This is a genomic window from Hymenobacter glaciei, from assembly GCF_039539585.1.
GTDB lineage: Bacteria > Bacteroidota > Bacteroidia > Cytophagales > Hymenobacteraceae > Hymenobacter > Hymenobacter glaciei.
Map to the genome: position 1 here is coordinate 140,748 of NZ_BAABDK010000001.1, position 25,691 is coordinate 166,438.

Below are 25,691 nucleotides of genomic sequence, written 5' to 3' on the forward strand. Positions count from 1 at the left end.
GAATATGCGCTATACGAGTTTGCGGCCGCAAGTTAGCGGCGTGGCGGGGTTTGGGGGATTACGCGCACTACGCCGCTTCGGGTTTGGCCTCGCTGCCGTTGGCCTCACAACCTGCGGCCCTGGTCACGGCTCCGATTGCATCAAAAGCACCGGCACCATCATCACCCAGCGGCGCGAAGTGGCGGCCGGCCTGGTTACCGTCACCGCCTACGACAACGTGGACCTGCGCCTCGTGCAGGATTCCCAAACCTACGCCGAAGTGCGGGCCGGCGAAAACCTGATTGACGACATCGAATTCACCCGCAAAGGCGACGCCCTCGAAATTGCCAACACCAGCCGCTGCAACTGGGCCCGCAGCTACGACACGCCCCGCGAAGTAACGTTGCACCTGCCCCGCATCGACAACCTGTTTCTGCGCGGGCAGGGCAACGTGAGCACCGTTGGGCCTTTTGTGCAGGACCAGGCCTTCTGCCACCTCGTGGGCGCCGGCGACTTCGACCTCAACTTCCAGGTCCGTTACCTGAACATCGACCAATACGAGCTGGGCGACTTCAACCTGCGCGGCACGGCCGAGGAACTCAACTTTACCGTTGGCGGCTCCGGGCGCCTCTTCGCCCAAGGCCTGACCCTGAAGCGCTGCTACTTCCGAATGACCCGCGACAGCGACGGCGACGCCCACGTGCGCCCCACCGACGTGCTTGATGGCATTGTGGGCGGTAACGGTACGCTATACTACTCCGGGAACCCGTCCACGCTCGCCGTGAGGGTCACGGGCACCGGCGGCAAAAAGCAAGAGTAAATCCTCCATATTTTCCAGCCGCGCATGACAGATTTCCTGACTACCTGGGGTTCCACACCCCTGGCCATTCTGAAATGGGTGCTGCTAGGACTGCTGCTCACCAGTAGCCGTATCTGGAACAATTCCCGCCTCGCCACTGGAATGTTTCTAGGCCTACTGTTGGTTGGCCTCGGCTTTTTATTTAAAGTTGAGCACTGGACGGGCGGCGACGCATTTATCATCGGTGGCCCACTCGTCGTGATGCTTACCTACGGTCTCTGGTTCCGCGCCAAGTCGCAGCCTGAGCTACTCGATTACCTAAAGCTGGCTTGGGTACTTGCCGCGATGAGCACCGTAGAAACGACGTCCCTGTTCCGCCCGTTGATAAAGCCCCTCGCTGGCATTGCCGAAGCTTTGTTTTGGGCCGTGGCGCTGCTCTACGTGTATCAGCGGTGGATTCATCGGCCGGTACCGGAGTCCGAATAGCCCGCAATTACAGGTCGCCCAGCTGCGGCCGAATCAGCAGTTCCTCCACCACGGCGTGGGCCGACATTGAGTAGGCGGCAAACACGGCTTCGGCCACGTCTTCGGCCTGCACAAACCGCTCGCGAGGCAAGTCCACGCCCTCCCAGCTGGCCGTAAGGGTGGGGCCGGGCAACACCGCCGTCACGCGCACGCCGGCCGGCTTCAGCTCCTCGCGCAGGTTGCGGGTGAAGCCCAGCAGCGCATGCTTGGCAATGCCGTAGGAGCCGCCGTTGGGGTAGGCCGTGATGCTGGCCGTAGAGCAGATGGTGAAAATATGGCCTCGCTGCTGCGCTATCAGGCCCGGCAGCAGCGGCAGGGTCACGTCGTAGGCGCTGAGCAGGTTCACGGCCAGCATCTGGCGCAGCTGCGAGCCGTCGGCTGGTTCGTCCTGCAGGCGGCCGGGCACGAACGCCCCGGCGTTGTTCACCAGTACCTCTACTGGCAGGCCCAGCCCCAGCACGAAGGCCGCGAAGTGGGCACAGTCAGTTGGCTGGCTCAAATCGGCCGGTAGCGTATATAGTTTGGCGGTGGGCACAGCGGCCTGCATGGCGGCCGCAAGAGCGGCGAGGTCCGCTGCGGAGCGGGCGCAGGTGGCTACCGGAAAACCGGCGCGCAGAAAGCGCGACACTACGGCGCGGCCAATACCTTTGCTGCCGCCGGTCACGACGACTAAATTTTCGTTGGTTTGCACTATCGTTTTGCGTTTTTACGTATGGTGGCCAACCGCCCTTCGGCCCAATTTCAATAACCTGCGGCCCCAAACTTCGGTTTTTATTTTCCAACCTTCCCTTATGCTTACCACTCTCGGCTCGTTTGTCCTATTTCTGCGCGGCATGGTTTCGCGCACCGAGCGGTTCAGCGTCCTCTGGAACCGCACCATCGACGAAGCCATTCTCATCGGCGTCGATTCTATTGTCATTGTCGCCATCGTGTCGGCCTTCATCGGGGCCGTTACCTGCGTCCAGATTGCCTACAACCTCACCAACCCGCTCATTCCGCAGTCGACCATCGGCTATATGGTGCGCGAAATGACCATTCTGGAACTCGCTCCTACCATCACCAGCATTGTGCTGGCCGGCAAAGTGGGCTCCAGCATCGCGGGCGGTCTGGGCACCATGCGCATCACCGAGCAGATTTCGGCGCTCGAAGTCATGGGCATCAACTCCACGTCGTACCTCGTGCTACCGCGTATTCTGGCCGCCTTGCTCATGTTTCCGTTGCTGGTTATTCTGGCCATGCTGCTCTCCATTTTGGGCGGCTACCTAGCGGGCACTCTCACCGGCGTAATGACCGCGCAGGACTACATCGAAGGCATTCGCACCGATTTTATTCCCTACAACATTGTTTTCGCTCTCATTAAAGCAATTGTATTCGCCTTCCTCGTGTCGGGTATCTCCGCTTTCAAAGGCTACTTTACCACCGGTGGTGCCCTCGAAGTAGGCGCGGCCAGCACCGGCGCCGTTACCAATTCCATCATCGCCATCCTCATCGCCGACTTCGCCCTTGCGGCGTTGCTGCTCTGATTTAGTTGCCAGTTGTTCGTTGTCAGTTGTCAGCTTCTGCTGAAATGATGGTGGAACAACCTGCTAACAGACAACGACCAACTGATAACTACCATGATTGAAGTATCCAATATCGAGAAGTCGTTCAACGGCACACAGGTGCTCAAGGGCATTTCGTGCGTGTTCGAAACCGGCAAGTGCAACCTGCTGCTCGGTGGCTCCGGCACGGGTAAAAGCGTGCTGCTCCAATGCATTGTGGGCCTAATGAAGCCCGACATGGGCTCCATCACCTTCGATGGCACGGTGTACACCAACAGCAAAATCGATATCCGCCAGGAAATCCGCCGCAAAATCGGCATGCTGTTCCAAGGCTCGGCGCTGTTCGATTCGCTGACTGTCGCGCAAAACGTGGAATTCCCCTTGCAGATGCTGACGCCGGAAATGACGCCCGCTGAGCGCCGCGACCGGGTCGAGTTTTGCCTCAAGCGCGTGGGCCTTGAAAACGCCGGCAATAAGATGCCGGCCGAAATCTCGGGGGGTATGAAGAAGCGCGTGGGCATTGCCCGCGCCATTGCCCCCCAGTGCACCTACCTGTTTTGCGACGAGCCCAACTCCGGCCTCGACCCGCTCACCAGCATCAAAATCGACGAGCTGATTCACGAAATCACCCACGAATACGGTATTACGACCGTCATCGTAACCCACGACATGAACTCGGTGATTGAAATTGGCGAGCACATCGTGTTCCTGCACCAGGGCCAAAAGCTTTGGGACGGCACCAAGGATGAAATCCTGAACGCTCAAGTACCCGAACTGAAAGACTTCATCTTCAGCAGCAGCCTGGTGCGCGCTGCCAAGCGCATCGACGAAGAAACCATTGGTGGCATGGCCGCTTTCGCCGAAGGCGGCGAGGCTGGCGCCGGCATCTAATCAGCCGATTAGAGCCGATTCGGAACCAGTGGATGTAGGGGCGGGGTCGTTACGCCTGTACACTGGCCACGATACCGCCCTAGGCATAACAACAAAACGTCCTGCGGCACTTGCCGGAGCCTCTGTGCCGTTTAGTAATTTAATTTACTAGCAGTGAGAGGGCCCAGGCAAGCGTAGCAGGACGTTCGCCATTAAAGGCATCTTATTCCTTTGGCAGCAGCAGCAGCAGATGCGCCAGGTGGTGCTTTCCGTGCCAGGCATACAGCGCCAAGGTCTGCTCGAGGGTGGCAGTGCGCTGGTTGCCGGGATGATAGAACGTACGCTGCCATTGCTCATCCGTGAGGTGATGCATCAGCGTAACAAACCGCGAGTGCAGCGCCTCCAGCAACGTGAGCGACACCGGAATGGGCGTGGCGGCCACATCGGGCAGCTCAGCCCAGGCGCTTTCTTCATAGGGCTTTATAGTCGGCTTGTCCTCCGTCAGGGCCAGCCGGAAGCGCACGTACGCATTCATGTGCGAGTCGGCCACGTGGTGAATCACCTGGCGGCCGTTCCAGCCGCCGGGGCGGTACGGCTGCTCAAGGCCCACGCCGCCCACAACTTTTGCGGCCGCGGTCAGTTGGGCCGGTACCTCGGCAATTTGTTGAATAAGCGCCGCACGCTCAGCAGCCGACAGGGGGGCACTTGGCAATTGTGGCCGGCCAATGGGGTATTTCAACGATTCATCCATAAGGCAATTAAAGTTCGGTTGTTAAAAGTGAAAAGCTCGGAAAGCAAAAGTGAAGAGCTAATCGGGGAAATCCCGTTAACTCTTCACTTATAAAAGTTTAGCTAAAGTTTTAACCGTTGCGCTTGTTGAGCTCGTCGCGGATTTTAGCGGCCTTCTCGTAGTCTTCTTTGTCGAGAGCCTGCGCCAGCATTTTGCTCAGCTCCTCCACCGGCACCTGGCCGCTGGGCTCGCGCGCTTCGGGCTGGGCGCGCTTCGGGCTGGGCGACTCGCTGTCGGTGTCCTCATCGTCCTCGTCTTCGTCGTCATCCTCGGCGTCGCTTTCGGCTTCGTCGAGGTCCGAAAGAATAATGCCGGCTTCACTCAGCACGCTTTCCACCGTGTAGATGGGCACGCCGAAGCGCAGGCCAATGGCAATGGCGTCGGAGGGCCGGGCGTCGATGTCGAAAGTCGTGGCGCCGTCCGAGCACACAATGCGCGAGTAGAACACGCCTTCCTTCAGGTCCGAAATCACCACTTCCAGAATCACCACGTGCACATGCTCGGCAAACGATTTGAACAAGTCGTGAGTAAGCGGCCGGTTGGGGCTGATTTTTTCAATCTGAATGGCAATGCTTTGCGCTTCAAACATGCCGATGATAATGGGCAGGCGGCGGTTGCCGCCCTTCTCGCCCAGAATCAGCGCGAAGGAGCCAGATTGCGACTGGCTGGACGAGAGGCCCAGGATTTCAAGCTGGATTTTTTTCAAGGGAATACAAGGTGCTAGGTGTCGGGGAAGGGGAGGACGGGCCCGGGAAGGGTCCGTTCGGGGTGGCCCATCGGGATGGACGTGCAAGTAAAGAAAAGTCCGGGCATCTGCCACCCGAAACAGGTGTTGAAACCAGGATAGCCCCAAAAAGATTAGGGACCCAGGCCTCAGCCTTCCGCAGAAAGCCGACCGCCTGGGTCCCCAACTTGCCCACCGGGGCGGGGCTTTTTTGGTTAGTTCAACGCCTTCACGGCGGCCGTCAGCTTGGGCAATACGTCAAACACGTCGCCCACGATGCCGTAATCGGCTGCTTTGAAGAAAGGAGCCTCGGGGTCTTTGTTGATGACCACAATTACCTTCGAGCTGTTCACGCCGGCCAGGTGCTGGATGGCACCCGAAATGCCGCAGGCGATGTACAGGTTTGGCGAAACCGTGATGCCGGTCTGGCCCACGTGCTCGTGGTGAGGACGCCAGTCGACGTCCGACACTGGCTTCGAGCAGGCCGTAGCCGCGCCCAGCGCCTTAGCCAGTTCCTCAATCAGGCCCCAGTTCTCCGGGCCCTTCATGCCGCGGCCACCCGATACCACTCGGTCGGCCTCGGGCAGCAGAATGCCGCCGGCCTGGTCCTGCATCACCACTTGCTTGGGGGCATCGGCGAAGTCGGCATCCGACAGCTGAGCCGAGAAGCTGCTCACTTCGGCCGTTTTGCCAGCATCGTGCTTGGCTTCGGTCGAATTCTTCTTCACAGCGATGATTTTGCGGTCGCCGCTCAGCACCACATCCGAAAATGCTTTGCCCGAGAAAGCACCGCGCTTCACTGTGAACTGGTCGCCGCTGATTTTGGGCAGCTCCACCACGTTGGTAGCCAGGCTGGTCTTCAGGCGCACCGATAAGCGCGAGCCCACGGCCGCACCAATATTGCTGTTGGCCAGTACAATGATTTTAGCGCCTTCCTGCTCAACTGCCGTGGCAATGAGCTTGGTGTAGGCATTGTTCACGAAGTCCTTGAGGCGGGGCTCGGCGTCGTACAACACTTTCGTGATGCCCTGCTCGCCCAGCTTGGCCAGGTTGGCCTCGTTGGCTTCGCCCACGGCAATGGCCGTGGCGGTGGTGCCTAGCATGGCGGCCACATCAGCCCCGTAGGAGGCCACTTCCAACGACGACTTCTTTACTTCGCCGTCGGCGCATTCAACTACAACTATTACAGACATGATTTTTGCTTTTTTGTCATCCTGAGCGCAGCGAAGGACCTTATCACACTCGCGCTCTAAGAATTAGTGATTGCGACGAAAGCAGCCGTGATAAGTTGCTTCCTTCGTCAGCATGACAAACAGGATTAGATTACTTTGGCTTCGTTGCGGAGCAGTTTGATGAGCTCGCCGGCATTCTCAGCATCGATGAGCTTTACGCCCTGCTTCTTGGGGGGCAGCGCGTACTCAGCTACCGTAGTACGAGCGGGCTCACCCACGGCGGGCACCACTTTCAAGGGCTTGGTGCGGGCCGTCATGATGCCGCGCATGTTGGGGATGCGGGGCTCGCACATGGGCTGCTGGCACGAAGCCACGAAGGGCGTGTTCACGCTCACAATCTCCTTGCCGCCTTCAATTTCGCGCTCCAGGGTCGCGGTATTGCCGCTCATGTCCAGCTTCATGGCCGGGGCCACGGTTGGGATGCCGAGCATTTCGCCCACCATGCCGTGCACCTGGAAACCGTTGTAGTCAATGCTTTCCTTGCCCATCAGAATTACGTCGTAGGCACCCTCCTTGGCAATGGCGGCAATTTGCTCGGCCACGAAGTAGGCATCCTGCGGTACGGCATCCACGCGAATGGCATCGTCGGCCCCAATGGCCAGCGCCTTACGGATGTTGGGCTCGGTGTCAGCCTGGCCCACGTTCAGCACCGTCACGGTGCCGCTGCCGGCGGCTTCCTTCAGCTCGATGGCACGGGTGAGGGCGTATTCGTCCCAGGGATTAATCACGAACTGCACCCCGGCCTTGTTGAACTCCTTGTTATCGGGCGTAAAGGCAATTTTGGTGGTCGTGTCGGGCACGTTGGAAATGCAAACCAGAAACTTCATCTAAGCGGGATTAGGGTGGCGAAATCGAGGAAAAAAGGCTGCATGCATAACAACCTCTGAAAAGCATACAAGTTTTAGCAAAAAACCGCGGTTTCGGGCAGTGCCACGAAAAAGCCGCAATTTTGCCCCAAAGGTAAACAAATCTCCCTGCCGAATGAACACTCCCGCCACCCGATTACAGCAACTCCTGGCCTTTTACGCCGACGACCCCACCGACGCCTTCACCATATATGCCCTGGCTACCGAATACCGCACCCAAGAACCCGAGCGCGCTTGGGGATTTTATCAGAAGCTTTTGGCTGAACATGCTGATTATGTTGGAACTTACTACCACGCCGGCAAACTGCTGGAGGAGTTTGGGCGCAAGGAAGAGGCCGAGCAAGTGTACCGAAAAGGATTGGTTGTTGCGAAAAAGGCCGGCCAGCAGCACGCCGCCAGCGAGTTGCGCCAGGCCCTGAGCAGCTGCCTGGGGCTGGATTATGAGGATGAATAGGTCGCCGGCCGAACTCCCGCAACGGATGTAACCGGGCTGGACTACTGGTCCGGTTGTGGTGTGGTAGCTGAAGTGTGGCACAATAAGCTGCTGGGTTTCATGCCTTGGAAACTGAGGTTCGACCAGTGAATAACATGGCTTGTCGTTTTTAAGGGATTACTTGCTCGTTAAGAGGCAGTTTTGCATCATCGAACTCGTATTGCTCTAAGCCATTCCCCTGCCCACTGTTTCTGGTTGCATCACCATGAAGAATTTTCTGCAGGACATTCGAACAACCTTTTCCCGGGAGCTGAAACAGCACCTGGCCGCCCGGCTGGGGGAGAGCGAAAATGCTGTGGGTAAAGCACTGAAAGGGATGATTCCCATGGTGTTGTGCCAGTTGGTTATTCAAATTGGAAACGGCGAGGGGTGTAATCTGTTTTTGCCCACACTAAAACCCGATTGGCCGGGGGCCCGAGATACGCAGAACATGACGGAAGTGCTGGCGTTGCTGGGTGGCGGGCCCAACAACAGCGGTGCTTTGAACGCAGGCGAGGACCTGTTGGGGCGCTTGTTTGGGGCTAACCGGCTTGAGGTCGACAGCCTCCTCAGTGCTTATACGGGGGTGCGGCTCAACTCTGCGGCTATACTGTTGCGGCTGGTGGCTACCGTATTGGCGGCCGGCTTGGCCCAATACGCTACGCACCAGCACCTCAACGCCTCGCGCCTGAGTGAAGAGGTGGGGGATGCTAAAAATCATATTTACAACTGGTTACCCGCCGACTTGCCCCGGTGGCCCGGTTACCGGCAGCGTACGGCGGTGAAGGCTCCGCATGCTGTGTGGGCTGCCGAGCTTGCCCGGCCCTATTGGATGTTGGTGCTGGCTGCCGCTGGGGCCATGGTGCTGGTGTTTCTGGTGCTTGGCGCCGTGGCCCCCAATACCGGCCGTCAAAAGCCCGCAATGGGGCCGCCAACGGTTCGGGTTGAAATGGTGCAGTAGCCAGGGCCCTATCAGAGGCATTTGGCGCATTTATCTGAACCGGGCTGCTTCTGCCGGCGCCAACCGCCTGGTAAACGGACGCGTTGGACGAGAAAAGGACGGGCTTCGGCGCATGAATTTCAGGTTCATTTTATCCTCACGGAAGGCCGCCAACCTTTGTCGGGTAATCGAATCAACCCATGTTCCGCAACGTCCTTTTGCTGGTGCTGGCCCTGGCGGCCACCAGAGCCCAAGCCCAGGTACCAGCCCATGCTACCGGCCCGGCTCACGCAACTATCCTGCCCCCGGCTACGGCAGATACGCTGCGCCTGACGCTGCCGCGGGCCGAGCAGCAGTTCGTCCGGAATAACCTGGCGGTGCTGGCCCAGCAGTACAACGTGACGGTGGCCCAGGCCCAGACCGTGCAGGCCCGCCTGCTCGACAACCCGTCGCTGTATGTGGAGCAGGACGTGCTGCGCCGCCGCATTGCCCGCCCAATGGTGCCCGAAGGCACGGTGGGCAGCGAGGCCATTGTAACGGTGCAACAGCTATTCTCATTGGCTGGCCGGCGCAAGGCTGCCGGCTTGGCTGCCCAGCAAGGTGCGGTGGTAGAGCAGTACAACCTGCAGGACCTGCTGCGCAACCTGCGCTACCAGCTGCGCACCACGTTTTACGACCTGTACTTTAAGCAGCGCACGCTGACGGCCTACGCCACGGAGATTACCTCGCTTACCCGCACGGTGGGCCTGTACCAAACGCAGTTTGAGAAGGGCAACATTGCGCTGAAAGAGGTGATTCGGCTACGGGCCTTTCTCTTCACGCTGCAAAGCGAGCGGCAGAGCCTGCTCAACGACGTGGCTTCGGACCAGACCGACCTGCACGTGCTGCTGCGCGATGCCACCGGCAGCCAGTACGTGCCCGTCGCCGACCTGGCCCGTACCCGCAACCTGACCCTGGCCGGCCACCCCGAGCAGGCGCTGATTGACACAGCGCTGGTGCAGCGCACCGATTTGAACGCCCGCCGCGCCGCGCTGCAGCAGCAGAACCTGAACCTGAAGCTGCAACAGAAGCTGGCCGTGCCCGACCTGGCCGTGGGCTATACCTACGACAAGGCCGGCTCCTACATCAACAACTACCAGGCCCTTACCCTGGGGATGGCCGTGCCCGTTTTCAACCGCAACCAGGGCAACATTCAGGCGGCCAAAGCTCAGATTGCCAACAGCCAGCTGCTCGTGGACCAGCAGCAGCTGGTGGTGCAGAGCGAGGTGCACCAGGCCTACCAGCTGGCCGCCCGCAACGACGAGCTGTTTCAGAACACCGACCGCGACACCGCGCCGTTTGCCCGCCTGATGGTCGGCATCGAGCAGAGTTATGCCAAGCGGATTCTGAGCTTGGTGGAATACCTGGACTTCTTCGAGTCTTATAAGAACAACCTGACGCAGCTGAACACCTTGCGGGCCAACCGGGTGCGGGCTTTCGAGCAGCTGAATTTTGCCGTGGGCAAGCCTGTTTTCCGCGCCGAATAAACCCGGTAAAGCCGCAGCATTCGTCTTAATCCTTAATCATCATATGCTGCTGGCCCAAGGCCACTGGCTACTTCCTGCCTCCTCATGAACCGCTCCTTTCTGGCATTGCTGACCGCCGTAACCCTGGTTGGCTGCTCCAAACCCGAAGTCAAAGAAGAGAAGAAAGAGGGCTTCCGCCTGTCCGACACCATGATGAAGCAGATTGTGCTCGACACGGTGCGCCTGCGCCCGGTGCAGGACGAGCTGGTACTGACCGGCGAAATTGCCACCGACGGCGACAAAACCGTGAAAGTGTACCCGTTGGTGGGCGGCGTGGTGGAGCAGCTGAAAGTGCAGCTCGGCGACAAAGTGACCAAGGGTCAGATTCTGGCCGTCATCAAGTCGGGCGAAATTGCTGACGTGCAGAACCAGACCACGGCCGCCAGCTCCGACCTCGACATTGCCCGCAAGAACCTGGCCGTGGCCGAGGACATGTTCAAGGCCGGGCTGAACTCGGAGCGCGACGTGGTGCTGGCCCGCGCCGAGGTGACCAAAGCGCGCGGCACGGTGGGCAAGAACGTGAAGCAGCTCAGCGTGTACGGCATCGGCAAGGATGGCATGTACGAGCTGCGGGCGCCTATTTCGGGCTTTATTACCGAGAAGAACGCCACCGACCACGAGCAGTTTAATAACGACAACATCGGTAACCTGTTCACGGTGAGCAACCTCGACGATGTCTGGATTATGGCCAACGTGTTTGAGTCGGACATTTCCAAGGTGAAGGAAGGCTACTCGGCCGACGTAACTACGCTGAGCTACCCGGACAAGCATTTCCGGGGCAAGATTGACAAGGTGTTCAACGTGTTGGACCCCGACAGTAAGGTGATGAAGGTGCGCGTGCGCCTCGACAACCCCGGCTACCTGCTCAAGCCCGAGATGTACGCCCAGGTGCGCGTGGTGAACACGGAAGGGGCGAAGGCTCTGGCCGTGCCCGCCAAATCGGTGGTGTTTGACAAGGACCGCAACTTCGTGATGGTGTACCGGGACCGCACCCACGTCGAAACCTGCCCCGTGACCATCAGCAAAACGGTGGGCGACTACAGCTACATTACGAGCGGCCTGAGGCTTGGCGATGTGGTGATTGCCAAGGACCAGCTGCTGGTGTATGACGAGCTGAACGACTAACCAAACAAGACCGGGGCTAACCCCGAGCAAGCGGATTACCGGCTTGCTCCGGGTTAGGGCTGCCTATTAAATCTGCCCATAACTCACCGTTTCTTCACCGTTAGGAACTAAAAATGAACAAGTTCATCCAGGGCGTCATTGCCTTTTCGCTTAAGAACAAGGGCTTCATCTTCCTCATGACGCTGGTCGTGGTCATCATGGGGGTGGTAAGCTACCGGAACACGCCCATCGAGGCATTTCCGGACGTCACCAACACCGAAATCACCATCATCACGCAGTGGCCCGGCCGCTCGGCCGAGGAGATGGAGAAGTTCGTGACCGTACCCATCGAAATTGCGCTGAACCCGGTGCAGAAAAAGGCCTCGGTGCGCAGCACCACGCTGTTCGGGCTGTCGGTGGTGAAGGTGATTTTCGACGACGGCGTGGACGACGCTTTCGCCCGTCCGCAGGTAAACAACCTGCTGCGCGAGGTGGACTTGCCCGACGGCATCACGCCCGACGTGCAGCCGCCGTACGGCCCTACCGGCGAAATCTACCGCTACACGCTGGAAAGCAAAACCAAATCGGTACGCGAGCTGAAAACCCTGCAGGACTGGGTGATTGAGCGCAACCTGAAGGCGGTGCCCGGCGTGGCCGACGTGAACAGCTTCGGCGGCGAGGTGAAGGACTACGAAATCAGCGTGAACCCCGGCAAACTGCAGGATTTCGGCCTCACGCCGCTCGACCTGTATAATGCCGTGCAGCGCTCCAACATCAACGTGGGCGGCGACGTGATAACGTCCGGGCAGCAGAACTACGTGGTGCGCGGCATCGGCCTGCTGAACAACATTTCGGATATCACCAACACGGTGATTAAGAACGTGAACGGGGTGCCGATTCTGGTGCGCGACGTGGCCCGCGTGACCGAAAGCGCCCTGCCGCGCCTGGGCCAGGTGGGCCGCGGCCTGGAGGACGACAAGCTGGAAGGCATCGTGGTGATGCGCAAGGGCGAAAACCCCTCGGAAGTCATTGCCCGCCTGCACGACAAGGTGGACGAGCTGAACTCGAAAATCCTGCCGCCGGATGTGAAGATGAAAACCTTCTACGACCGGCAACAGCTCATCGACTTCTCGACCGAAACCGTGGTTCACAACCTGATGGAAGGCATTGTGCTGGTCACGCTCATCGTGTTCCTGTTCATGGCCGACTGGCGCACCACAGTGATTGTGTCGGTGATTATTCCTCTGGCGCTGCTGTTTGCCTTCATCTGCCTGCGGCTGCGCGGCATGAGCGCCAACCTGCTGAGCATGGGCGCCATTGATTTCGGCATCATCATCGATGGCGCGGTGGTAATGGTGGAAGGGCTGTTCGTGGCCCTCGACCACAAGGCCCACCAGGTGGGCATGGAACGGTTCAACAAGCTCTGCAAGCTGGGGCTGATTAAAAAGTCGGGCCGCGAGATGGGCAAGTCGATTTTCTTCGCCAAAGCCATTATTATCACGGCGTTGCTGCCCATTTTCTCCTTCGAGAAAGTAGAAGGCAAGGTGTTCAGCCCGCTGGCCTGGACGCTGGGCTTTGCCCTGCTGGGCGCGCTGATTTTCACCCTTACGCTGGTGCCAGTACTGGTCAGCAACCTGCTGAAAAAGGACGTGCGGGAGAAGGACAACTTCTTCGTGCGCGGCGTGCACAACGGGGCCAACCGCTTCTTCCGCTTCACCTACGCCCGCAAAACGGCCACGCTCATCATTGCCTTTTTTGTCACAGCACTGGGCCTGTATTCCTTCTCATTTCTGGGTTCGGAATTTCTGCCGGAATTGAACGAGGGCTCGATTTACGTGCGTGCGCAGCTGCCGCTGAGCATCAGCCTGGAATCATCAAACGAGCTGTGCAACCAGATGCGGCGGGACTTTTTGAGCTTCCCCGAGGTGAGCGACGTGGTGAGCCAGACCGGCCGCCCCAACGACGGCACCGACCCCACGGGCTTCTACAACAACGAGTTTCTGGTGCAGCTCAAGCACACGCCGGAAGTGGAGAAGAAGATGAAATCCAAGGTCTACCGCGAGGATTTGGTGGCGCGGATGAAGGCCAAGCTCGACAAGTTTACCGGCGTCGACTTTAACTTCTCGCAGCCCATCACCGACAACGTGGAAGAGGCCGCCTCAGGCGTTAAAGGCTCGATTGCGGTGAAGATTTACGGCACCGACTTGGCCACACTCGAAGCCAAGGCCCGTGAGGTGTACGAGGTGTTGAAAACGGTGAAAGGCATTGATGACCTGGGCGTGCTGCGCAACATTGGCCAGCCCGAGTTCCACGTCGACCTCGACGAGCGCCGCATGGCCAGCTACGGCGTGAGCAAGACCGATGCTGCCTCGGTGCTGGAAATGGCGGTGGGCGGCAAGGAAGCTACGCAACTGTACGAAGGCGAGCGCAAATTTCCGGTCCGGGTGCGCTACGAACCACAGTTCCGCCAGACACCGACCGAAATCTCGGCCCTGATGGTGCCCACGCAATCGGGCAAAACCATTCCGCTCACCGAAATCGCAGACATTCACTCTGTGACTGGCCCGAGCCTGATTTACCGCGACGACAACCGCCGGTTCGCCGCCGTGAAGTTCTCGATTCGGGGCCGCGACATGGGCTCGACCATCAAGGAGGCGCAGGAAAAAGTGAACCGCCACCTCGTGCTGCCGAAAGGCTACGAGCAGAAATGGACCGGCGACTTCGAGAACCAGCGCCGCGCCCAGCAGCGCCTCTCGCAGGTGGTGCCCATTTCGCTGGGGCTCATCTTCTTCATCCTGTTCATCCTCTTCGGCAACCTGAAGGACGCCGGGCTGGTGCTGCTCAACGTGCCGTTTGCCATTATTGGCGGCATCGCGGCGCTGCTCATCACCCACACCAACTTCTCGATTTCGGCCGGTATTGGCTTTATCGCGCTGTTTGGCATCTGTATTCAGAACGGCGTGATTCTGATTTCGGTCTTTAAGCAGAACCTGGTCAAAAAGCAGACGCTCGACCAGAGTATTAATGAAGGCGTGATTTCGCGGGTGCGCCCCGTGGTGATGACGGCCCTCATGGCCACCATCGGCCTGATGCCGGCCGCTATTTCCACCGGCATCGGCTCGGAGACGTCCAAGCCGCTGGCCATTGTGGTCATCGGCGGGCTGATAACGGGTACCATCCTCACACTCTTTGTGTTCCCGTTGGTGTTCGAGCGGTTTTACCGCGCCGCGCACACGCATTACGGCGACGACTTAGTGGCTGGCAAGAAACCCCAACTGGTGCGGGCTTAGCCAGGCTTCACGGCCGCTAACCGTGCCAGCTGGGGCTTCTTGGTTGGGAGAGAACTTTGGCTGGGCAAACCAGTTATTCCCGACACAACGTATTTTCGGCCTCAACTTCCGAATTCCCTCTCATCGATATGGCTTCTTCCGAAACCCGCGCTCAGGTGCAGGACTACTATGGCACCCAGCTGCAAACCAGCCAAGACCTACTTACCAACGCCTGCTGCACCGACGATGTGCCGCTGGCCCACCGCCGCATCCTGGCGCAGCTGGAGTCTGAGGTACTAGAAAAATATTACGGCTGCGGCGTATGCATTCCGGACGCCATCGAGGGCATCACGGTGCTCGATTTGGGCTCCGGTTCCGGCCGCGATGCTTATTTGTTGTCGAAGCTGGTGGGCGAAAACGGCCACGTCATCGGCGTGGATATGACGGAGGAGCAGCTCGACGTGGCCCGCCGCCACATCGACGCGCACACCGTCACCTTCGGCTACTCGAAACCCAACGTGGAATTCCGCCACGGCTATATCGAGGACCTGAAATCGGCCAACATTGCCGACAACAGCGTGGACCTAGTGGTGAGCAACTGCGTGCTGAACCTAAGCACCGACAAGGAAGCCACCTACCGCGAAATTTTCCGGGTGCTGAAGCCCGGCGGCGAGTTGTTCATCGCCGACGTATTCGCCGACCGTCGCGTGCCCGAAACCCTGCGCCAGGACCCCATCCTCTACGGCGAGTGCCTGAGCGGCGCGATGTACACCGAGGATTTTCGCCGCCTGCTGTTGCGCCTGGGCATCAACGACTACCGCCTGCTGAGCAGCCGCCGCCTGACCATCAACAACGCCGAGATTGAGGAAAAAGTCGGCAACATCGGCTTCTATTCGCTCACGGTGCGCGCCTTCAAGCTCGACATCGAAGACAAGTGCGAAGACCACGGCCAGGTAGCCACTTACCTGGGCACCATTCCCGGCCAGCCCAATCAGTTCGTGCTCGACGACCACCACACCTTCGAAACCGGCCGGCCCATGCTGGTATGCGGCAACACGGCCGCGATGGTGGCCGATACGCGCTACGGCTCCCACTTCCGCGTAATGGGCGATACCAGCCAGCACTTCGGCCTGTTCGACCGCGGTACGGCCCCGGTGGCAGCCAGTGCCGATGCCCTGCCGGGCGGCTGCTGCTAACCTGCGGCAACCCTAGTTGCGAAGTAGCCCTGTCGTGGCAGCCTGTTGGGGCGTTATTTCGCAACCTGAGCTAAAATAAAAAAAGCCCCGGTCCGTTGCACGTGCAGCGAACCAGGGCTTTTTAGCGTTGACGGCCCCGCGTGCGCAGGCTGGCCCAGGCCGCTACAGCTTCCGGCGCGGTACCCGTGAGCAAAATGCCCGTTGCGTAGAGCACCGTGAGCACGCCGCCGCGCATGAGCAGCGTGAGGAACGCATTCCCGGTTTCGGGCAGCACCCAGGCAGCAAGCCCCGCTACGGCCGCCACGGCCAGAATGCGGGGCGTGCTGCCATCGAAGGGCTGCATGCCATAGTTGCGCCACACAAACCATGTCCGCACGGTGTTGATGCTCACCAGAGCGATGCAGTAGGCAAGGGCCGCGCCCGCCAGTTGCAGGCGCGGAATCAGCAGCCAATTGAGCACTACCACGGCCGCGGCAAGGGAAATGTTGAACACCAAATCGAAGCGGTAGCGCGGCGAAGTGGCCACGATGATGCCGTTGACCCCGGTGATGCCGTCGAAAAGCCGGCCAGCCAGCAGCAGCAGTACTGCCGTAGTACCCACCGCGTATTCGGGCCGATGAATTAAGCCGTAGATGAAGTTGAGGTTCAGGCCAATACCCAATGCTAAATAGCAGCCTAGTAGGGTGTTAATGCGCGTGCTGCGACAGTAAAAGTCGGCCATCTTGGCCATGTTGTCTTCTTTCCAATATTCGGCAATCAGCGAAAAGGCGGTTTTATAAAGCGCCCGGAAAGGCAGCACCAGCGCCGTGCTCACATTGGTAGCAATCAGGTAGATGCCCGCCGCCGCCAGGCTTACTTTGGTGCCTACCATCAGGCTGTCGATGTTGAGCAGCACCGTGCCCGAGATATTGCTCAGCAGCACGAAGCCGCCGAAACCCAGCATTTCGCGCAAGGGCTTGATGCGCAACGCCGCCCGCGTCGGTCGCAAATGCAACTCGCCAATGGCTGCCAGGTAAATGGCCAGTAGCACCGCCACCACCGCATATGCGCCCACGTAAGCCAGCACAAAACCGTGGAAGCTAATAACACCTTGGCTGTAAGCCACCGCCGCACCAACCAGCATCAGCCGCAGCAGGACTTCCTGGCAAAACGAGGAAAACGACGTGTGGTAGAGCGAGCGCAGATAAGCATCCTGGAGGGAGCCCAGCATGATGCAGCCCGCCAGCGCAATAGCCGCCAAGTAGTGTGGTGCGAGCAACGCCGCGTCGCCCTTGGCATACCACTGTAGCAGCAGCGGCTTGCCCAGCAGCAGTGCCAGCGCCACCACCACAAAACCCAGCAGCGGCGGCCCTAGCAGCAGCGGAAAGAAGCCCGCGTGGTTGCGTCCTTGGTTCCGGAAAAATGGGAAATACCGAATTCCCATGTTAGCAAACCCAAACGAGGCGACCTGGGCCCCAATGGTGGCCAGTGGCAACAATACGCTGGCTGTGAGACCAATCTGGGCCGGCGAAAGCAGGCGTGGCAGCACCAGAATAGTGTTGGCAAAGCCGATGGCCAGCCCGACGTAGGAAATCAGGGTATTGCGGATGCCCTGGCGCTGAACAATGCCCAAATGGTGGCTGAGTAAATGGTGTAGCCCACGCATTCGCGTGGGCATCGGGGAAGTAAGGCACAAGCCGAAGCGTGTGCTACGGGCCTCAAAGTTCGGCTACAATCCGGTTTCCGGTTAGGAAAGCCGCGCCGCGCTCTCGTAGGTATTCCATGATTTCGGCAAACTGCTGGGGGCCGGTAGTGGTATTGGCCGGGTCGAAATGGTCGTTGTGCCAGAGGATGCTGGCCACGCCACCGAACCGCTCAATTTCGGCCAACATCGGCTGCAGAGCCGGCAGAATCTCTGGGCCTTGCAGCTGTAAGTAGCTAGGATGGTGCAGGGTAGCGTCCATTACCTGGAGCGGGATTTCAACAAACGCGTATGCCGTTCCACTCGCAAAGTTGAATGGGTAAAAGGGCTGGCAGTACGAATGACGGAACCCAAAATGCTCAGCAAACCCTAGGGTCGAGTCGTACGCAAAGCCGCCAACTGCCTCAATTTTGGCCGGGGTGAGGCGCGGTTCCCAGCGCAGGTAGTGAAACCGCAGGCCTCCACAACCTGCTTGCAACTTACGTGCTTCGTGGTCAAGCTGCAACGGGTCGGTGGCCGTGCCGATGCTGCCGTGCAGGTTGATTTCGCAACTCTTCTGGGCGAGTGCCTTAAGACGCTGGCGAAGCCCGGCAGAGAGCTGGTAGTCCGCGTTGGGGGTGCCATCGGCCCCGGGGCGCGACTGTGGCAGGATAAAAAAAGTAGAGCATCCCCCGTACCTAGCCGTGGCGGCGGCCACGCTTTCCAGGTTGTCCCAGGCATCGGGCTGGGTGAAATGTTGCCACAGCAACGCACCGAAACGCCGCGTGCTTCGTTGCAGGAGGGCGGCTTTAGCCGGCGCTTTCCAGGCACTGCGCAGCTCGTCGATATCGTGGCTGATGAAGGCGGCAAAAGCGGCTCCGTTCCAGCGCCTAGGTTTAAGCGCCTGGCCCGTAACGTGCTCGATAGCCCTCTTCAGCACGTCGAAATAGTAATTGACCACTGGCAGGGTCACGAAGCCATACTGCTTTTGCACACTGGCCGCGTAGGGAAAACGGCCGTGCCGGTCCCTCTCATCGGAGAAATATTCTTGCCAGCCACTCAACAGGTAGAAAGCTGCTGAGATGAGGTCGGCATTAATGCTCACCCGTCCTCGCTGCATGGTGAGCAGAGGCGCTGCGGGTTGAGCGTCGAAGAAAAACGGGACCCGCTGCCCCACCCAGTCCCGGTAGTTGGGAGTACCGGGGTAGGGTTCCTTTTCCTGGAAAAAGCTGCCCGCTGCATCAGCCACCACAATCGGCTGGAGGCTGTCAGAGTACCCAATCAGCCCTTGGGGCACGTTCTCATAAGCAAGCGCAAAATGTCGAAGCACATAGCTCAGCCGCATATCAGCCGACACTGGTGCGGCCTCGGTTGGAGGAAGTGAAATTGTAAGAGGAGTAACTGACATTTTTTTAAAAGGAGTAGAATGTCAGATGGTTGATATCATCTCGTTGAGCCAATCATTTAAGGTGCTGGCAGTGCGCTCGCGGCTGTGGCCTTCGTCGGAAGTTCCTAAAGTAGCATTGTAGTAGGCGGCCCGCTGGTAGAGGTCAGCGGGCTTGTGCTGGGCGTAGCGGCGCAGCGCCGCTACCAGCGCAGTAGGCGAATCAGCGCGCTCGACTAGGCCGCGGGCCGCGTAGCCGTAGTAGTCGTCGGTGAGCGGGTTGGCGGCAAAACGGTAGTAGATGCTGGCCACGTTGAGCATGACGGCTTCGAGGTGGGTAGAAGTATCGGCGGCCACCAAAGCATCCTGCTGCAGCAAAAAGTCAAATGCGTTTTCCTTACGCGCATCCGACCACTGCAACGCCGGCAGCAACTGGCGCAGCGGGCCGAAGTCGCGGCCGTCGCTGGGATGCGGGCGCAGCGTGAAAGTCAGTTCGGGCAATTCCCGATTGAGGAACAGCAGCGTGTCGGTAAGGGCGGGCAGCGGGTCGTGGATGTTGCAGGCCATGCCCACGCGGCGCACGGCGGGAGCAGTATTGCGGCGGCCCAGGTAGGCGTCGGCTTTGGGCATGCCTACCAGCGCCACGCGGCCGGTAATGGGACCGCAATGCCGGTATTTGTCCAAAGCATCCTGGCCCTCAAGCAAACTCAAGTCAAAACCCAGCGGAGGGAAGTTGGTGCTCACACTGGCGTGCTGCACGTAGGCGGTGGGCACGCCCTCGGCCCGACACGCCAGCAACAGCGAGCGGGTATCGTCGTTGTGGTCGTTGGAAAACACCACGGCCCGGGGCCGGTAGAGGCGCAGCGCCCGCCGGTATACTTCGTAGTAGCCGATGGCATAGAAAATGAAGTCGAAAAAGCGCGTGGCGCGCGGCCCCACTTGCCGCCGCAGCCCGAAGTACGCCATCGGGAACTGCCAGTAGTAAAGCAGCTTGCGCCGGAGCGAGAGCCGGTTCACCACCGCATTATAGCGGCCGATGTTCTTGGCCTGCCCGGCCACCAGCACGGCATCGGCGCGCGCCTCCGTCAGAAAGGCCAGCGCGTCATAGTTGTTGGCGCTCACTACGTAGAGCCACACTTTACTACGCAGGTCGTCGCGGTTTTTTATGGGCTGGAAGATATTGCCCACCAGCCGAAGCACCGCGTAGCCCAGCACCCGCGCCAGCCGCTTGAGCGGGTTGGCCGGCGAAATATCCGCTAGGGCGGCCGGCGACAGCGCTGCAAAAATATCGGTGAAGCGCAGCTGCAGGATGTTCCGCAGGCGGGGAATAAGCGGAATTTCCGGGCCTGGCATTAGAGCGAATCCCAAGCAAGGGGAGTGCCTGGCTTCAAATCTTTTACAGCTTTGCGGCCCAGCACGGTTTCCCAGTGGCGGGGCCAGAGGCCGTCGCCGGGGCGAATAATTTTCAGGTTATCAGTTGTGAATTCTTCGCCTGCCGCAATAGGCTTAGCCACGTAAATGCTGCGCTTGTACATGCGGCTTTTCTCCTCAGCTGGCTGAATACACAGCTGCACGGTGCCCAGCGCCAGTTGGGCGCGCTCCGTTTCTTCCACCAGCATTTTCAACTCGTGGGGCTCCATCGAAAAAGCCGAGTCGACGCCGCCTTCGGACCGAAGCAAGGTAAAGTGCTTCTCAATGACGCAGGCTCCGAGGGCCACAGCTGCCACGCTCGCGCCAATGCCCATGGTGTGGTCGCTCAGGCCAATGGGGCAGTTGAAGGTTTCGGCCAGCACCGGGATGGTGCGCAGGTTGGTGTTTTCGGGCGTAGCAGGGTAGGTACTGGTGCATTTCAGGAGCACCAGCTCGCGGCAGCCGGCGGCGCGCAGCACCCGCACGGCTTCGTCGATTTCGGCCAACGTTGCGGCTCCCGTGCTAATGATGACCGGCTTGCCCGTAGCGGCTACTTTGCGCAGCAGCGGCCAGTGGGCGTTTTCAAACGAGGCAATCTTGTAAGCGGGCACGTCCAGCGATTCCAGGAAATCCACCGCTGTCTCGTCGAACGGCGTGCTGAAGGCCAGCATGCCGTGCTGCCGGGCGCGGGCAAACAGCTCGGCGTGCCATTCCCAAGGCGTGTGCGCCTCCTGGTAGAGCTGGTAAAGGTTTTTGCCTTCCCACAGTGACCGGCCCTCCTCGTCGATGGCAAAGCCGGTGTCCATCGTAATCGTGTCGGCAGTATACGTCTGGAGCTTGAGGGCGTCGACGCCGGTAGCAGCCGCGGCATCGACCAGGGCCAGGGCACGCTCCAGGCTCTGGTTGTGGTTGCCCGACATCTCGGCGATAATAAACGGCTTGTGAGCGGGGCCAACCGGACGGCCACCAATGGTAATTTCGGTCATGGAAAAGCGAAGCGAATTCGAAGGGGGTAAAGGTACTGTAGCGCGCAGCCTTTGCTGCGTGGCACGAGCAGAGCGAGAATTTTCCGAAGCGCCGGATGCCGATACTCGCTGTGCTCGTGCCACGCAGCAAAGGCTGCGCGCTACGTTGCGGGCTACAACTCGTCCAGTGACTCAATAATCCGAGCAGCTTCGTGCGCCGCGTCGGCTACGTAGTGGGCGTAGTTGCCCCGCAGGATGCGCACCGTATCAAAACCCAACGGCTTGATGCCCACAAAATCTTTCTTCACGTTGTCGCCCACGTAGATGATTTCAGCCGGAGTTACGTGTTCGCGCTTGCAAATCAAGTCGAAGACGTGCGGGTTGGGCTTGGCGCGGTGGCGGCCGTAGCGGTTGGTGAGGTAGGCGTGGCGCACGCGTCCGGCCAGATTCAGCGCGGCCACCTTGCGGGCCTGCACTTCCTTGTGGCCGTCCGTCACGATGTAGAGCGGCTGGCCGGCAAAGCGACTCAGGGCTCGCTCCGCATCGGGGAATAAGTTGATTTCGGGCCGATGCTGGCGGTAAGCGCGCAGGCAGGCGGCTACCAGCGTCTTGCTCCAGCGACCGTGCTGGCGCAGCACGTTGTCGAATACCTGGCCCCGGCCCAGCTTGGCTTCCTCGGCAATCATTCCGGCGGCTAGTATTTCGGCTGGCACGCCCAGCAGCGGGCTCAGGAAGCCAGCCACGGCGCGAAAGCCGCTGTGCACGTAGCTGAGTTCAGGATAGAGCGTGTCGTCGAGGTCGAAAACAAGTACGCTGCGCTTAATGGAGAATGAAGAATGGGGAATGAGGAATTCCGACGGGATTAATTCTTCCTTCTTCATTCCGCATTCTTCAGTAAGTGGAACGTTGCATCTATTGCCGTGCGCACCTGGCGCAATGGCCCGGCGGCTGGTACGAAGGGAAATGCCGCCAAATCGGCTCCGCCGGCTTCCTGCAAAAACCAATAGAATGAATCGACCCCCGCCGCGATGCCCAGCGTGGAGGCCCCACCAAACCGGCAGTTGCACTCGATGAGGTGCAGCCCGCCCTCGTCGGTGAGCAGCGCCTGCAGCACAAAAGGACCATAAAGGCCCAATTGGGCAACAATGGGTTCGAGGCGGGCCAGCAGGTTGGCATCGGGCAGGGTAGTGGTGACCTGCGACTCGCCGTGCACCACTACGTCGCGGGTGCGGGCCATCAGGCCTTGTACGCGACCCTTGCGGTCCACGTAGCCATCCACGCTGATTTCGCGGCCGTGGATGAAGGGTTGGAAAACGGGCTCTTGCAAGGTGCGGGCGTGAGAAAGAGCGGCAGCGGCCGGCAGGTTCAGGCCCAGGCTGAGCGAGCCCGCGCCGTGCCGCTCCTTCACGACGAAGGCCGTGGGTGGTGGAAGCTGGCGTTCGGTTAACGCATCAATTTCGCGGGCGGTGGCAATAACAGGTAGGCCGTGTAGCTGCCCGAGAGTGGCGAATTCCAGCTTGTCGAGGCAACGGTGTACTGCTTCGGGGGTACTTACGAGTACGGCCACGCCGGCATGGGCCAGCGCGTCGCGGTGCCGGCTCCAGAAGGCCAGCTCGCCGTCGCGGGTCGGAATGAGGTAGGCAATGTGGCGCGCCTGAAGGCCGGCTAGTAGTTCGGGCAGGGCCTCGTCGCGCAGGGCAGGCATGGCCCAGAAGTCATCGGCCAGCGGGCGGGCCAGGGCCTGCGGGTTGAGGTCGGCTCCGATGACTTTGGTGGCGTAGTGCAGGCGGCGGGCGGCCGCTTGCACGGCGCGCAGCAGAGGAGCTTTGCCGGCGAGGCTCGTCACCAGAACATGCCCGCGAAAAGCTCCGGTAGGCCGGAAGCAGCTATGAAACACCGTATCGACCAGCTGCCCGGCGACCTGCACGTGGCGCGGCAGGCGGGCTTCCTCCACAAAGCCCTCGGCCTCGAGCACGGCCGTTAAGTAAGGGCGCACGTCGTAAGCTTCGGTGTTGATTTTCTGAAGGGGAAGGTCCTCGAAAGCTACCTGGCGCAGCAGGTGCAGGTAGGCGGCAAAGTCGGCTTTAAAGGTCGGGATGTGGGCATTGCGGCCCGTTTCGAGCAGGAAAGAGATTTCGGCCCGGCCGGCCGGCCAGTCGATGTGCACCAGCCCGCCGTAACCAATGAATTCCTCCTCCAGCAGCAGCGAAAACAGCAGCTGCCCTGGCTGCTCCGCCTCAAACAGCGGCGCGACTACCTCGCGGAAGTAACGGTCCTGGGCTTCTGCCGTGAGTGGGGAGCTCTGGCGCAGAATGTCAATCTGGGCATTGCGCCACTCGCGGATGTCCTCACGGTCGTCGGGCCGGATGGGCAGCAGGCGATAGCTGCCGTGGCGGTACTCGTTTTGGCGCAGGATGCGGTAGGCAGGCATGGCGGTGGGGCTGGTTGGCCGATTGAAATAAGAACGTCATGCCGAGCGCAGCCGAGGCATCTCGCGTGCCGCCACTATTCCTTTTTCTGACGATTGGTATACTGCCACACGCGAGATGCCTCGGCTGCGCTCGGCATGACGGGCTCTTAGGCTCGTTCTTTGTCCTGCTACACTATCAAATACGAAATCAGCGGGTTGAGCGGGCTGCGGCGCAGGGCGTAGTTGGCCACGCCGAACACTTCGTCAAATGCCAGCGTTTCGCCGGGGAATTCGGGACAGTTCAACTCATCGAAGGCGACCACCGCGCCCTTGGTTAGGCGCGGGCGGATGGCTTCGAGGCAGGCCTTGGTGGGGGCGTAGATGTCGAAGTCGAAGTAAGCGAAGGCAATGATGGTTTCGGGGTGGTCTTTTAGGTATTGAGGCACGGTTTCGGCAGCGTCGCCGGCCACGAGCTCAAACTTGCGCTTGTGCGGGATGGGGCTGTCGGCCTCGTGCAGGGCCAGGATGTCGGTAAGCTGGCGCTGGTAGTCGGCGCTTACGCCGTAGTCGCCGGCCTTCACCAGTTCGCCGTCCTTTTCATCCACCGAAGGGAAACCGCCAAAGGTGTCGAAGCCAATGATTTTGCGGTTGTAGTTGAAGGGCTCGTAGATGCCGCGCAACGCGTGGAGCAGCGCCAAGTTCTGGCCCCAGCGCACGCCAAACTCCATGGCCACGCCGTGCACCGGAATGATGTGCTGGTAGAGCTCAGCCATGAATAACAAGCGCGAAAACGTTTGCCGGTTCAGGTACAGGCCCAGGTTGCTCAGCAGCTCGGTGTTGGGAATGGGCGACTCGCGCAGGCTCTGGGCGAAATTTTCGCGCCGTAGTTGTTCGGCGGGCAGCGCCCCGCTAAGCACGGAGATGGGGGAGGACATGGACGTTAGAATCAGAATGAATTAGCAAACACAAAGGAACGTCATGCAGAGCGCAGCGAAGCATCTCGCGTGCAATAGTAAATGCAATTACTGCTGCACGCGAGATGCTTCGCTCCACTCTGCATGACCGCCTGAATGCCCTATTCCGGTTGCAAAAAGGCCACTACGCTACGCCCCAGTCCTACGCCGGCCATGGCCTCGTAGTAGGCCGCCACGGCGGGCAGCGGGGCGGTGCGGAGCAGGAAATTGTCCTGCTCCAGGCGCGCCTGGTGGGCTGCTTTGCCGAGGCTACGGTCCATCACGTAGTTAGTGGCGGGATTGAAGAGGTTGAGGTCAATGGGTTGGTCGCCAAGGGTTTTTGCGGTGCGCCAGCCGGTGGCCGCGGCCAGGTTGCGCAGGCCCTCGGCGCCAAAGTACGAGAGGTGGTCGGGCAGCGCCACCCAGAATGGCCGGTCGATGTGGCCGGCGCTGAGCAGGTGCTGCTGCAGGGGCGAGAAGTCGTTGGGCACGTCCACAAGCAGCACGCCGCCGGGACGGGTGAGGGCGTGGCAGCGGCGCAGTAATTCGGCAGGGTCGAGCACGTGTTCCAGCACATTATCGAGCCAGAGCACGTCGAACTGCCGGCCTTCGGCAATCAACTCCTGCAGGCCCTCATAAAGGTCGCCGGCGCGCAGGCGGCCCCGCAGGCCGGGGTGAAACTGTTCGAGGCTGAAGCTGCTGAAATCGAGCCCCAGCACGTCCCAGCCCTGGCGCTGGAAGTAGTCGAGCGCCCAGCCCTCGCCACAGCCCACGTCGAGGAAGGTGCGGGCGGGAGAGGGCGAATCAACTGAGTTCAGCAGTTGCGTCAGGACCCAGTGGCGCAGGCGCAGCTTGCCTTCGATGTGCTCGCGCTCGTCGGCGGAATACGTGGGCTGGTAGCTGCTGCGGTTTTCCTGGTAGTAGCGCTGGGCATAGTAGTCGCGCAGCTCCTCCGGGGTGGGTTTGCGGGTTACTTCGTAGTAGCCCAACTCGTTGCGGTGCACAAGGTCGGCCGGGTTATGGGTAGGCTCGCTCAT

23 protein-coding genes are annotated in these 25,691 nt (G+C 60.1%); 10 read left to right on the top strand and 13 right to left on the bottom strand.

The features are described from left to right. Window positions 1–4: 4 nt before the first annotated feature. Both ABD837_RS00635 and ABD837_RS00640 read left to right on the top strand, forming a co-directional pair. Complete coding sequence (locus ABD837_RS00635) at window positions 5–799, top strand: GIN domain-containing protein (protein ID WP_345049097.1); 795 nt, start codon at window positions 5–7, stop codon at window positions 797–799. Between the two features lie 24 nt (window positions 800–823). Beyond that, on the top strand, window positions 824–1,264 hold the full coding sequence (locus ABD837_RS00640; RefSeq protein WP_345049098.1) for a hypothetical protein: 441 nt from the start codon (window positions 824–826) through the stop codon (window positions 1,262–1,264). Between the two features lie 7 nt (window positions 1,265–1,271). On the opposite strand, the gene ABD837_RS00645 is transcribed toward ABD837_RS00640, so the two are convergent. Then, window positions 1,272–1,994, bottom strand: coding sequence for an SDR family oxidoreductase (locus ABD837_RS00645; RefSeq protein ID WP_345049100.1), 723 nt, complete (start codon window positions 1,992–1,994; stop codon window positions 1,272–1,274). 100 nt (window positions 1,995–2,094) lie between these two features. Here ABD837_RS00645 and ABD837_RS00650 point away from each other — a divergent pair, with 100 nt between their 5' ends. Both ABD837_RS00650 and ABD837_RS00655 read left to right on the top strand, forming a co-directional pair. Beyond that, window positions 2,095–2,826, top strand: a complete 732-nt coding sequence (locus ABD837_RS00650; protein ID WP_345049102.1) for an MlaE family ABC transporter permease — start codon at window positions 2,095–2,097, stop codon at window positions 2,824–2,826. Window positions 2,827–2,919: 93 nt separating this feature from the next. Next, window positions 2,920–3,735 carry an ABC transporter ATP-binding protein gene (locus tag ABD837_RS00655; RefSeq protein ID WP_345049103.1) on the top strand — a complete coding sequence of 272 codons (816 nt, stop codon included), beginning with the start codon at window positions 2,920–2,922 and terminating at the stop codon, window positions 3,733–3,735. 202 nt (window positions 3,736–3,937) lie between these two features. Here ABD837_RS00655 and ABD837_RS00660 read toward each other — a convergent pair whose 3' ends face one another. The 4 genes from ABD837_RS00660 to ABD837_RS00675 all read right to left on the bottom strand — a co-directional run bounded on the left by ABD837_RS00660 (window position 3,938) and on the right by ABD837_RS00675 (window position 7,287). After that, window positions 3,938–4,465: a YfiT family bacillithiol transferase gene (locus ABD837_RS00660; RefSeq protein WP_345049105.1), complete on the bottom strand. Its 528-nt coding sequence runs from the start codon at window positions 4,463–4,465 to the stop codon at window positions 3,938–3,940. A gap of 109 nt (window positions 4,466–4,574) precedes the next feature. After that, window positions 4,575–5,210 (bottom strand): bifunctional nuclease domain-containing protein, encoded by a 636-nt coding sequence (locus ABD837_RS00665; protein ID WP_345049107.1) that lies wholly within the window; start codon window positions 5,208–5,210, stop codon window positions 4,575–4,577. Window positions 5,211–5,443: 233 nt separating this feature from the next. Further along, complete coding sequence (locus ABD837_RS00670) at window positions 5,444–6,421, bottom strand: electron transfer flavoprotein subunit alpha/FixB family protein (RefSeq protein ID WP_345049108.1); 978 nt, start codon at window positions 6,419–6,421, stop codon at window positions 5,444–5,446. Between the two features lie 125 nt (window positions 6,422–6,546). Then, window positions 6,547–7,287, bottom strand: a complete 741-nt coding sequence (locus tag ABD837_RS00675; RefSeq protein ID WP_241934226.1) for an electron transfer flavoprotein subunit beta/FixA family protein — start codon at window positions 7,285–7,287, stop codon at window positions 6,547–6,549. Between the two features lie 154 nt (window positions 7,288–7,441). Between ABD837_RS00675 and ABD837_RS00680 the strand changes: the two genes are divergently transcribed. The 6 genes from ABD837_RS00680 (at window position 7,442) to ABD837_RS00705 (ending at window position 15,872) form a co-directional block, all read left to right on the top strand. Next, on the top strand, window positions 7,442–7,780 hold the full coding sequence (locus ABD837_RS00680) for a tetratricopeptide repeat protein (RefSeq protein WP_345049111.1): 339 nt from the start codon (window positions 7,442–7,444) through the stop codon (window positions 7,778–7,780). A 244-nt stretch (window positions 7,781–8,024) separates the two neighbouring features. Further along, on the top strand, window positions 8,025–8,759 hold the full coding sequence (locus ABD837_RS00685) for a DUF937 domain-containing protein (protein WP_345049113.1): 735 nt from the start codon (window positions 8,025–8,027) through the stop codon (window positions 8,757–8,759). Window positions 8,760–8,938: 179 nt separating this feature from the next. Then, window positions 8,939–10,264 (top strand): TolC family protein, encoded by a 1,326-nt coding sequence (locus ABD837_RS00690; RefSeq protein ID WP_345049114.1) that lies wholly within the window; start codon window positions 8,939–8,941, stop codon window positions 10,262–10,264. A gap of 84 nt (window positions 10,265–10,348) precedes the next feature. Further along, window positions 10,349–11,428, top strand: coding sequence for an efflux RND transporter periplasmic adaptor subunit (locus ABD837_RS00695; RefSeq protein ID WP_345049116.1), 1,080 nt, complete (start codon window positions 10,349–10,351; stop codon window positions 11,426–11,428). A 113-nt stretch (window positions 11,429–11,541) separates the two neighbouring features. Beyond that, entirely contained in the window at window positions 11,542–14,697 is a 3,156-nt protein-coding gene (locus ABD837_RS00700; protein WP_345049118.1) for an efflux RND transporter permease subunit, read from the top strand. 128 nt (window positions 14,698–14,825) lie between these two features. Beyond that, complete coding sequence (locus tag ABD837_RS00705; protein ID WP_345049119.1) at window positions 14,826–15,872, top strand: methyltransferase domain-containing protein; 1,047 nt, start codon at window positions 14,826–14,828, stop codon at window positions 15,870–15,872. A gap of 121 nt (window positions 15,873–15,993) precedes the next feature. Here ABD837_RS00705 and ABD837_RS00710 read toward each other — a convergent pair whose 3' ends face one another. From ABD837_RS00710 to ABD837_RS00745, 8 genes are all read right to left on the bottom strand, one after another. Continuing rightward, window positions 15,994–17,484, bottom strand: coding sequence for a lipopolysaccharide biosynthesis protein (locus tag ABD837_RS00710; protein WP_345049121.1), 1,491 nt, complete (start codon window positions 17,482–17,484; stop codon window positions 15,994–15,996). A gap of 85 nt (window positions 17,485–17,569) precedes the next feature. Then, the gene (locus ABD837_RS00715) at window positions 17,570–18,940 is read right to left on the bottom strand and encodes a DUF7033 domain-containing protein (protein WP_345049123.1); all 1,371 of its coding nucleotides are present in this window, start codon (window positions 18,938–18,940) and stop codon (window positions 17,570–17,572) included. Between the two features lie 21 nt (window positions 18,941–18,961). Continuing rightward, a complete protein-coding gene (locus ABD837_RS00720) occupies window positions 18,962–20,269 on the bottom strand; it encodes a glycosyltransferase family protein (protein WP_345049125.1) in 1,308 nt (435 codons plus the stop codon). Further along, window positions 20,269–21,312, bottom strand: coding sequence for a pseudaminic acid synthase (gene pseI / locus ABD837_RS00725; RefSeq protein ID WP_345049127.1), 1,044 nt, complete (start codon window positions 21,310–21,312; stop codon window positions 20,269–20,271). Before pseI ends, ABD837_RS00720 begins: the two co-directional genes overlap by 1 nt. A gap of 152 nt (window positions 21,313–21,464) precedes the next feature. Further along, window positions 21,465–22,172 carry an HAD family hydrolase gene (locus tag ABD837_RS00730; RefSeq protein ID WP_345049129.1) on the bottom strand — a complete coding sequence of 236 codons (708 nt, stop codon included), beginning with the start codon at window positions 22,170–22,172 and terminating at the stop codon, window positions 21,465–21,467. After that, window positions 22,169–23,722: a GNAT family N-acetyltransferase gene (locus ABD837_RS00735; protein ID WP_345049131.1), complete on the bottom strand. Its 1,554-nt coding sequence runs from the start codon at window positions 23,720–23,722 to the stop codon at window positions 22,169–22,171. The genes ABD837_RS00730 and ABD837_RS00735 overlap by 4 nt, the downstream gene beginning before the upstream one ends. A 167-nt stretch (window positions 23,723–23,889) precedes the next feature. Then, complete coding sequence (locus ABD837_RS00740) at window positions 23,890–24,636, bottom strand: class I SAM-dependent methyltransferase (protein WP_345049132.1); 747 nt, start codon at window positions 24,634–24,636, stop codon at window positions 23,890–23,892. A gap of 140 nt (window positions 24,637–24,776) precedes the next feature. Then, entirely contained in the window at window positions 24,777–25,691 is a 915-nt protein-coding gene (locus ABD837_RS00745) for a class I SAM-dependent methyltransferase (RefSeq protein WP_345049135.1), read from the bottom strand.

What these genes read in the sequence shown, in the direction of transcription:
- ABD837_RS00635 (WP_345049097.1), top strand. Translation starts at nt 5, where the DNA reads ATGCGCTATACGAGTTTGCGGCCGCAAGTTAGCGGCGTGGCGGGGTTT.
- ABD837_RS00740 (WP_345049132.1), bottom strand. Translation starts at nt 24,636, where the DNA reads ATGTCCTCCCCCATCTCCGTGCTTAGCGGGGCGCTGCCCGCCGAACAA.
- ABD837_RS00650 (WP_345049102.1), top strand. Translation starts at nt 2,095, where the DNA reads ATGCTTACCACTCTCGGCTCGTTTGTCCTATTTCTGCGCGGCATGGTT.
- ABD837_RS00695 (WP_345049116.1), top strand. Translation starts at nt 10,349, where the DNA reads ATGAACCGCTCCTTTCTGGCATTGCTGACCGCCGTAACCCTGGTTGGC.
- ABD837_RS00640 (WP_345049098.1), top strand. Translation starts at nt 824, where the DNA reads ATGACAGATTTCCTGACTACCTGGGGTTCCACACCCCTGGCCATTCTG.
- ABD837_RS00680 (WP_345049111.1), top strand. Translation starts at nt 7,442, where the DNA reads ATGAACACTCCCGCCACCCGATTACAGCAACTCCTGGCCTTTTACGCC.
- ABD837_RS00745 (WP_345049135.1), bottom strand. Translation starts at nt 25,691, where the DNA reads ATGAGCGAGCCTACCCATAACCCGGCCGACCTTGTGCACCGCAACGAG.
- pseI (WP_345049127.1), bottom strand. Translation starts at nt 21,312, where the DNA reads ATGACCGAAATTACCATTGGTGGCCGTCCGGTTGGCCCCGCTCACAAG.
- ABD837_RS00660 (WP_345049105.1), bottom strand. Translation starts at nt 4,465, where the DNA reads ATGGATGAATCGTTGAAATACCCCATTGGCCGGCCACAATTGCCAAGT.
- ABD837_RS00730 (WP_345049129.1), bottom strand. Translation starts at nt 22,172, where the DNA reads ATGAAGAAGGAAGAATTAATCCCGTCGGAATTCCTCATTCCCCATTCT.
- ABD837_RS00670 (WP_345049108.1), bottom strand. Translation starts at nt 6,421, where the DNA reads ATGTCTGTAATAGTTGTAGTTGAATGCGCCGACGGCGAAGTAAAGAAG.
- ABD837_RS00675 (WP_241934226.1), bottom strand. Translation starts at nt 7,287, where the DNA reads ATGAAGTTTCTGGTTTGCATTTCCAACGTGCCCGACACGACCACCAAA.
- ABD837_RS00655 (WP_345049103.1), top strand. Translation starts at nt 2,920, where the DNA reads ATGATTGAAGTATCCAATATCGAGAAGTCGTTCAACGGCACACAGGTG.
- ABD837_RS00735 (WP_345049131.1), bottom strand. Translation starts at nt 23,722, where the DNA reads ATGCCTGCCTACCGCATCCTGCGCCAAAACGAGTACCGCCACGGCAGC.
- ABD837_RS00720 (WP_345049125.1), bottom strand. Translation starts at nt 20,269, where the DNA reads ATGCCAGGCCCGGAAATTCCGCTTATTCCCCGCCTGCGGAACATCCTG.
- ABD837_RS00705 (WP_345049119.1), top strand. Translation starts at nt 14,826, where the DNA reads ATGGCTTCTTCCGAAACCCGCGCTCAGGTGCAGGACTACTATGGCACC.
- ABD837_RS00715 (WP_345049123.1), bottom strand. Translation starts at nt 18,940, where the DNA reads ATGTCAGTTACTCCTCTTACAATTTCACTTCCTCCAACCGAGGCCGCA.
- ABD837_RS00690 (WP_345049114.1), top strand. Translation starts at nt 8,939, where the DNA reads ATGTTCCGCAACGTCCTTTTGCTGGTGCTGGCCCTGGCGGCCACCAGA.
- ABD837_RS00685 (WP_345049113.1), top strand. Translation starts at nt 8,025, where the DNA reads ATGAAGAATTTTCTGCAGGACATTCGAACAACCTTTTCCCGGGAGCTG.
- ABD837_RS00700 (WP_345049118.1), top strand. Translation starts at nt 11,542, where the DNA reads ATGAACAAGTTCATCCAGGGCGTCATTGCCTTTTCGCTTAAGAACAAG.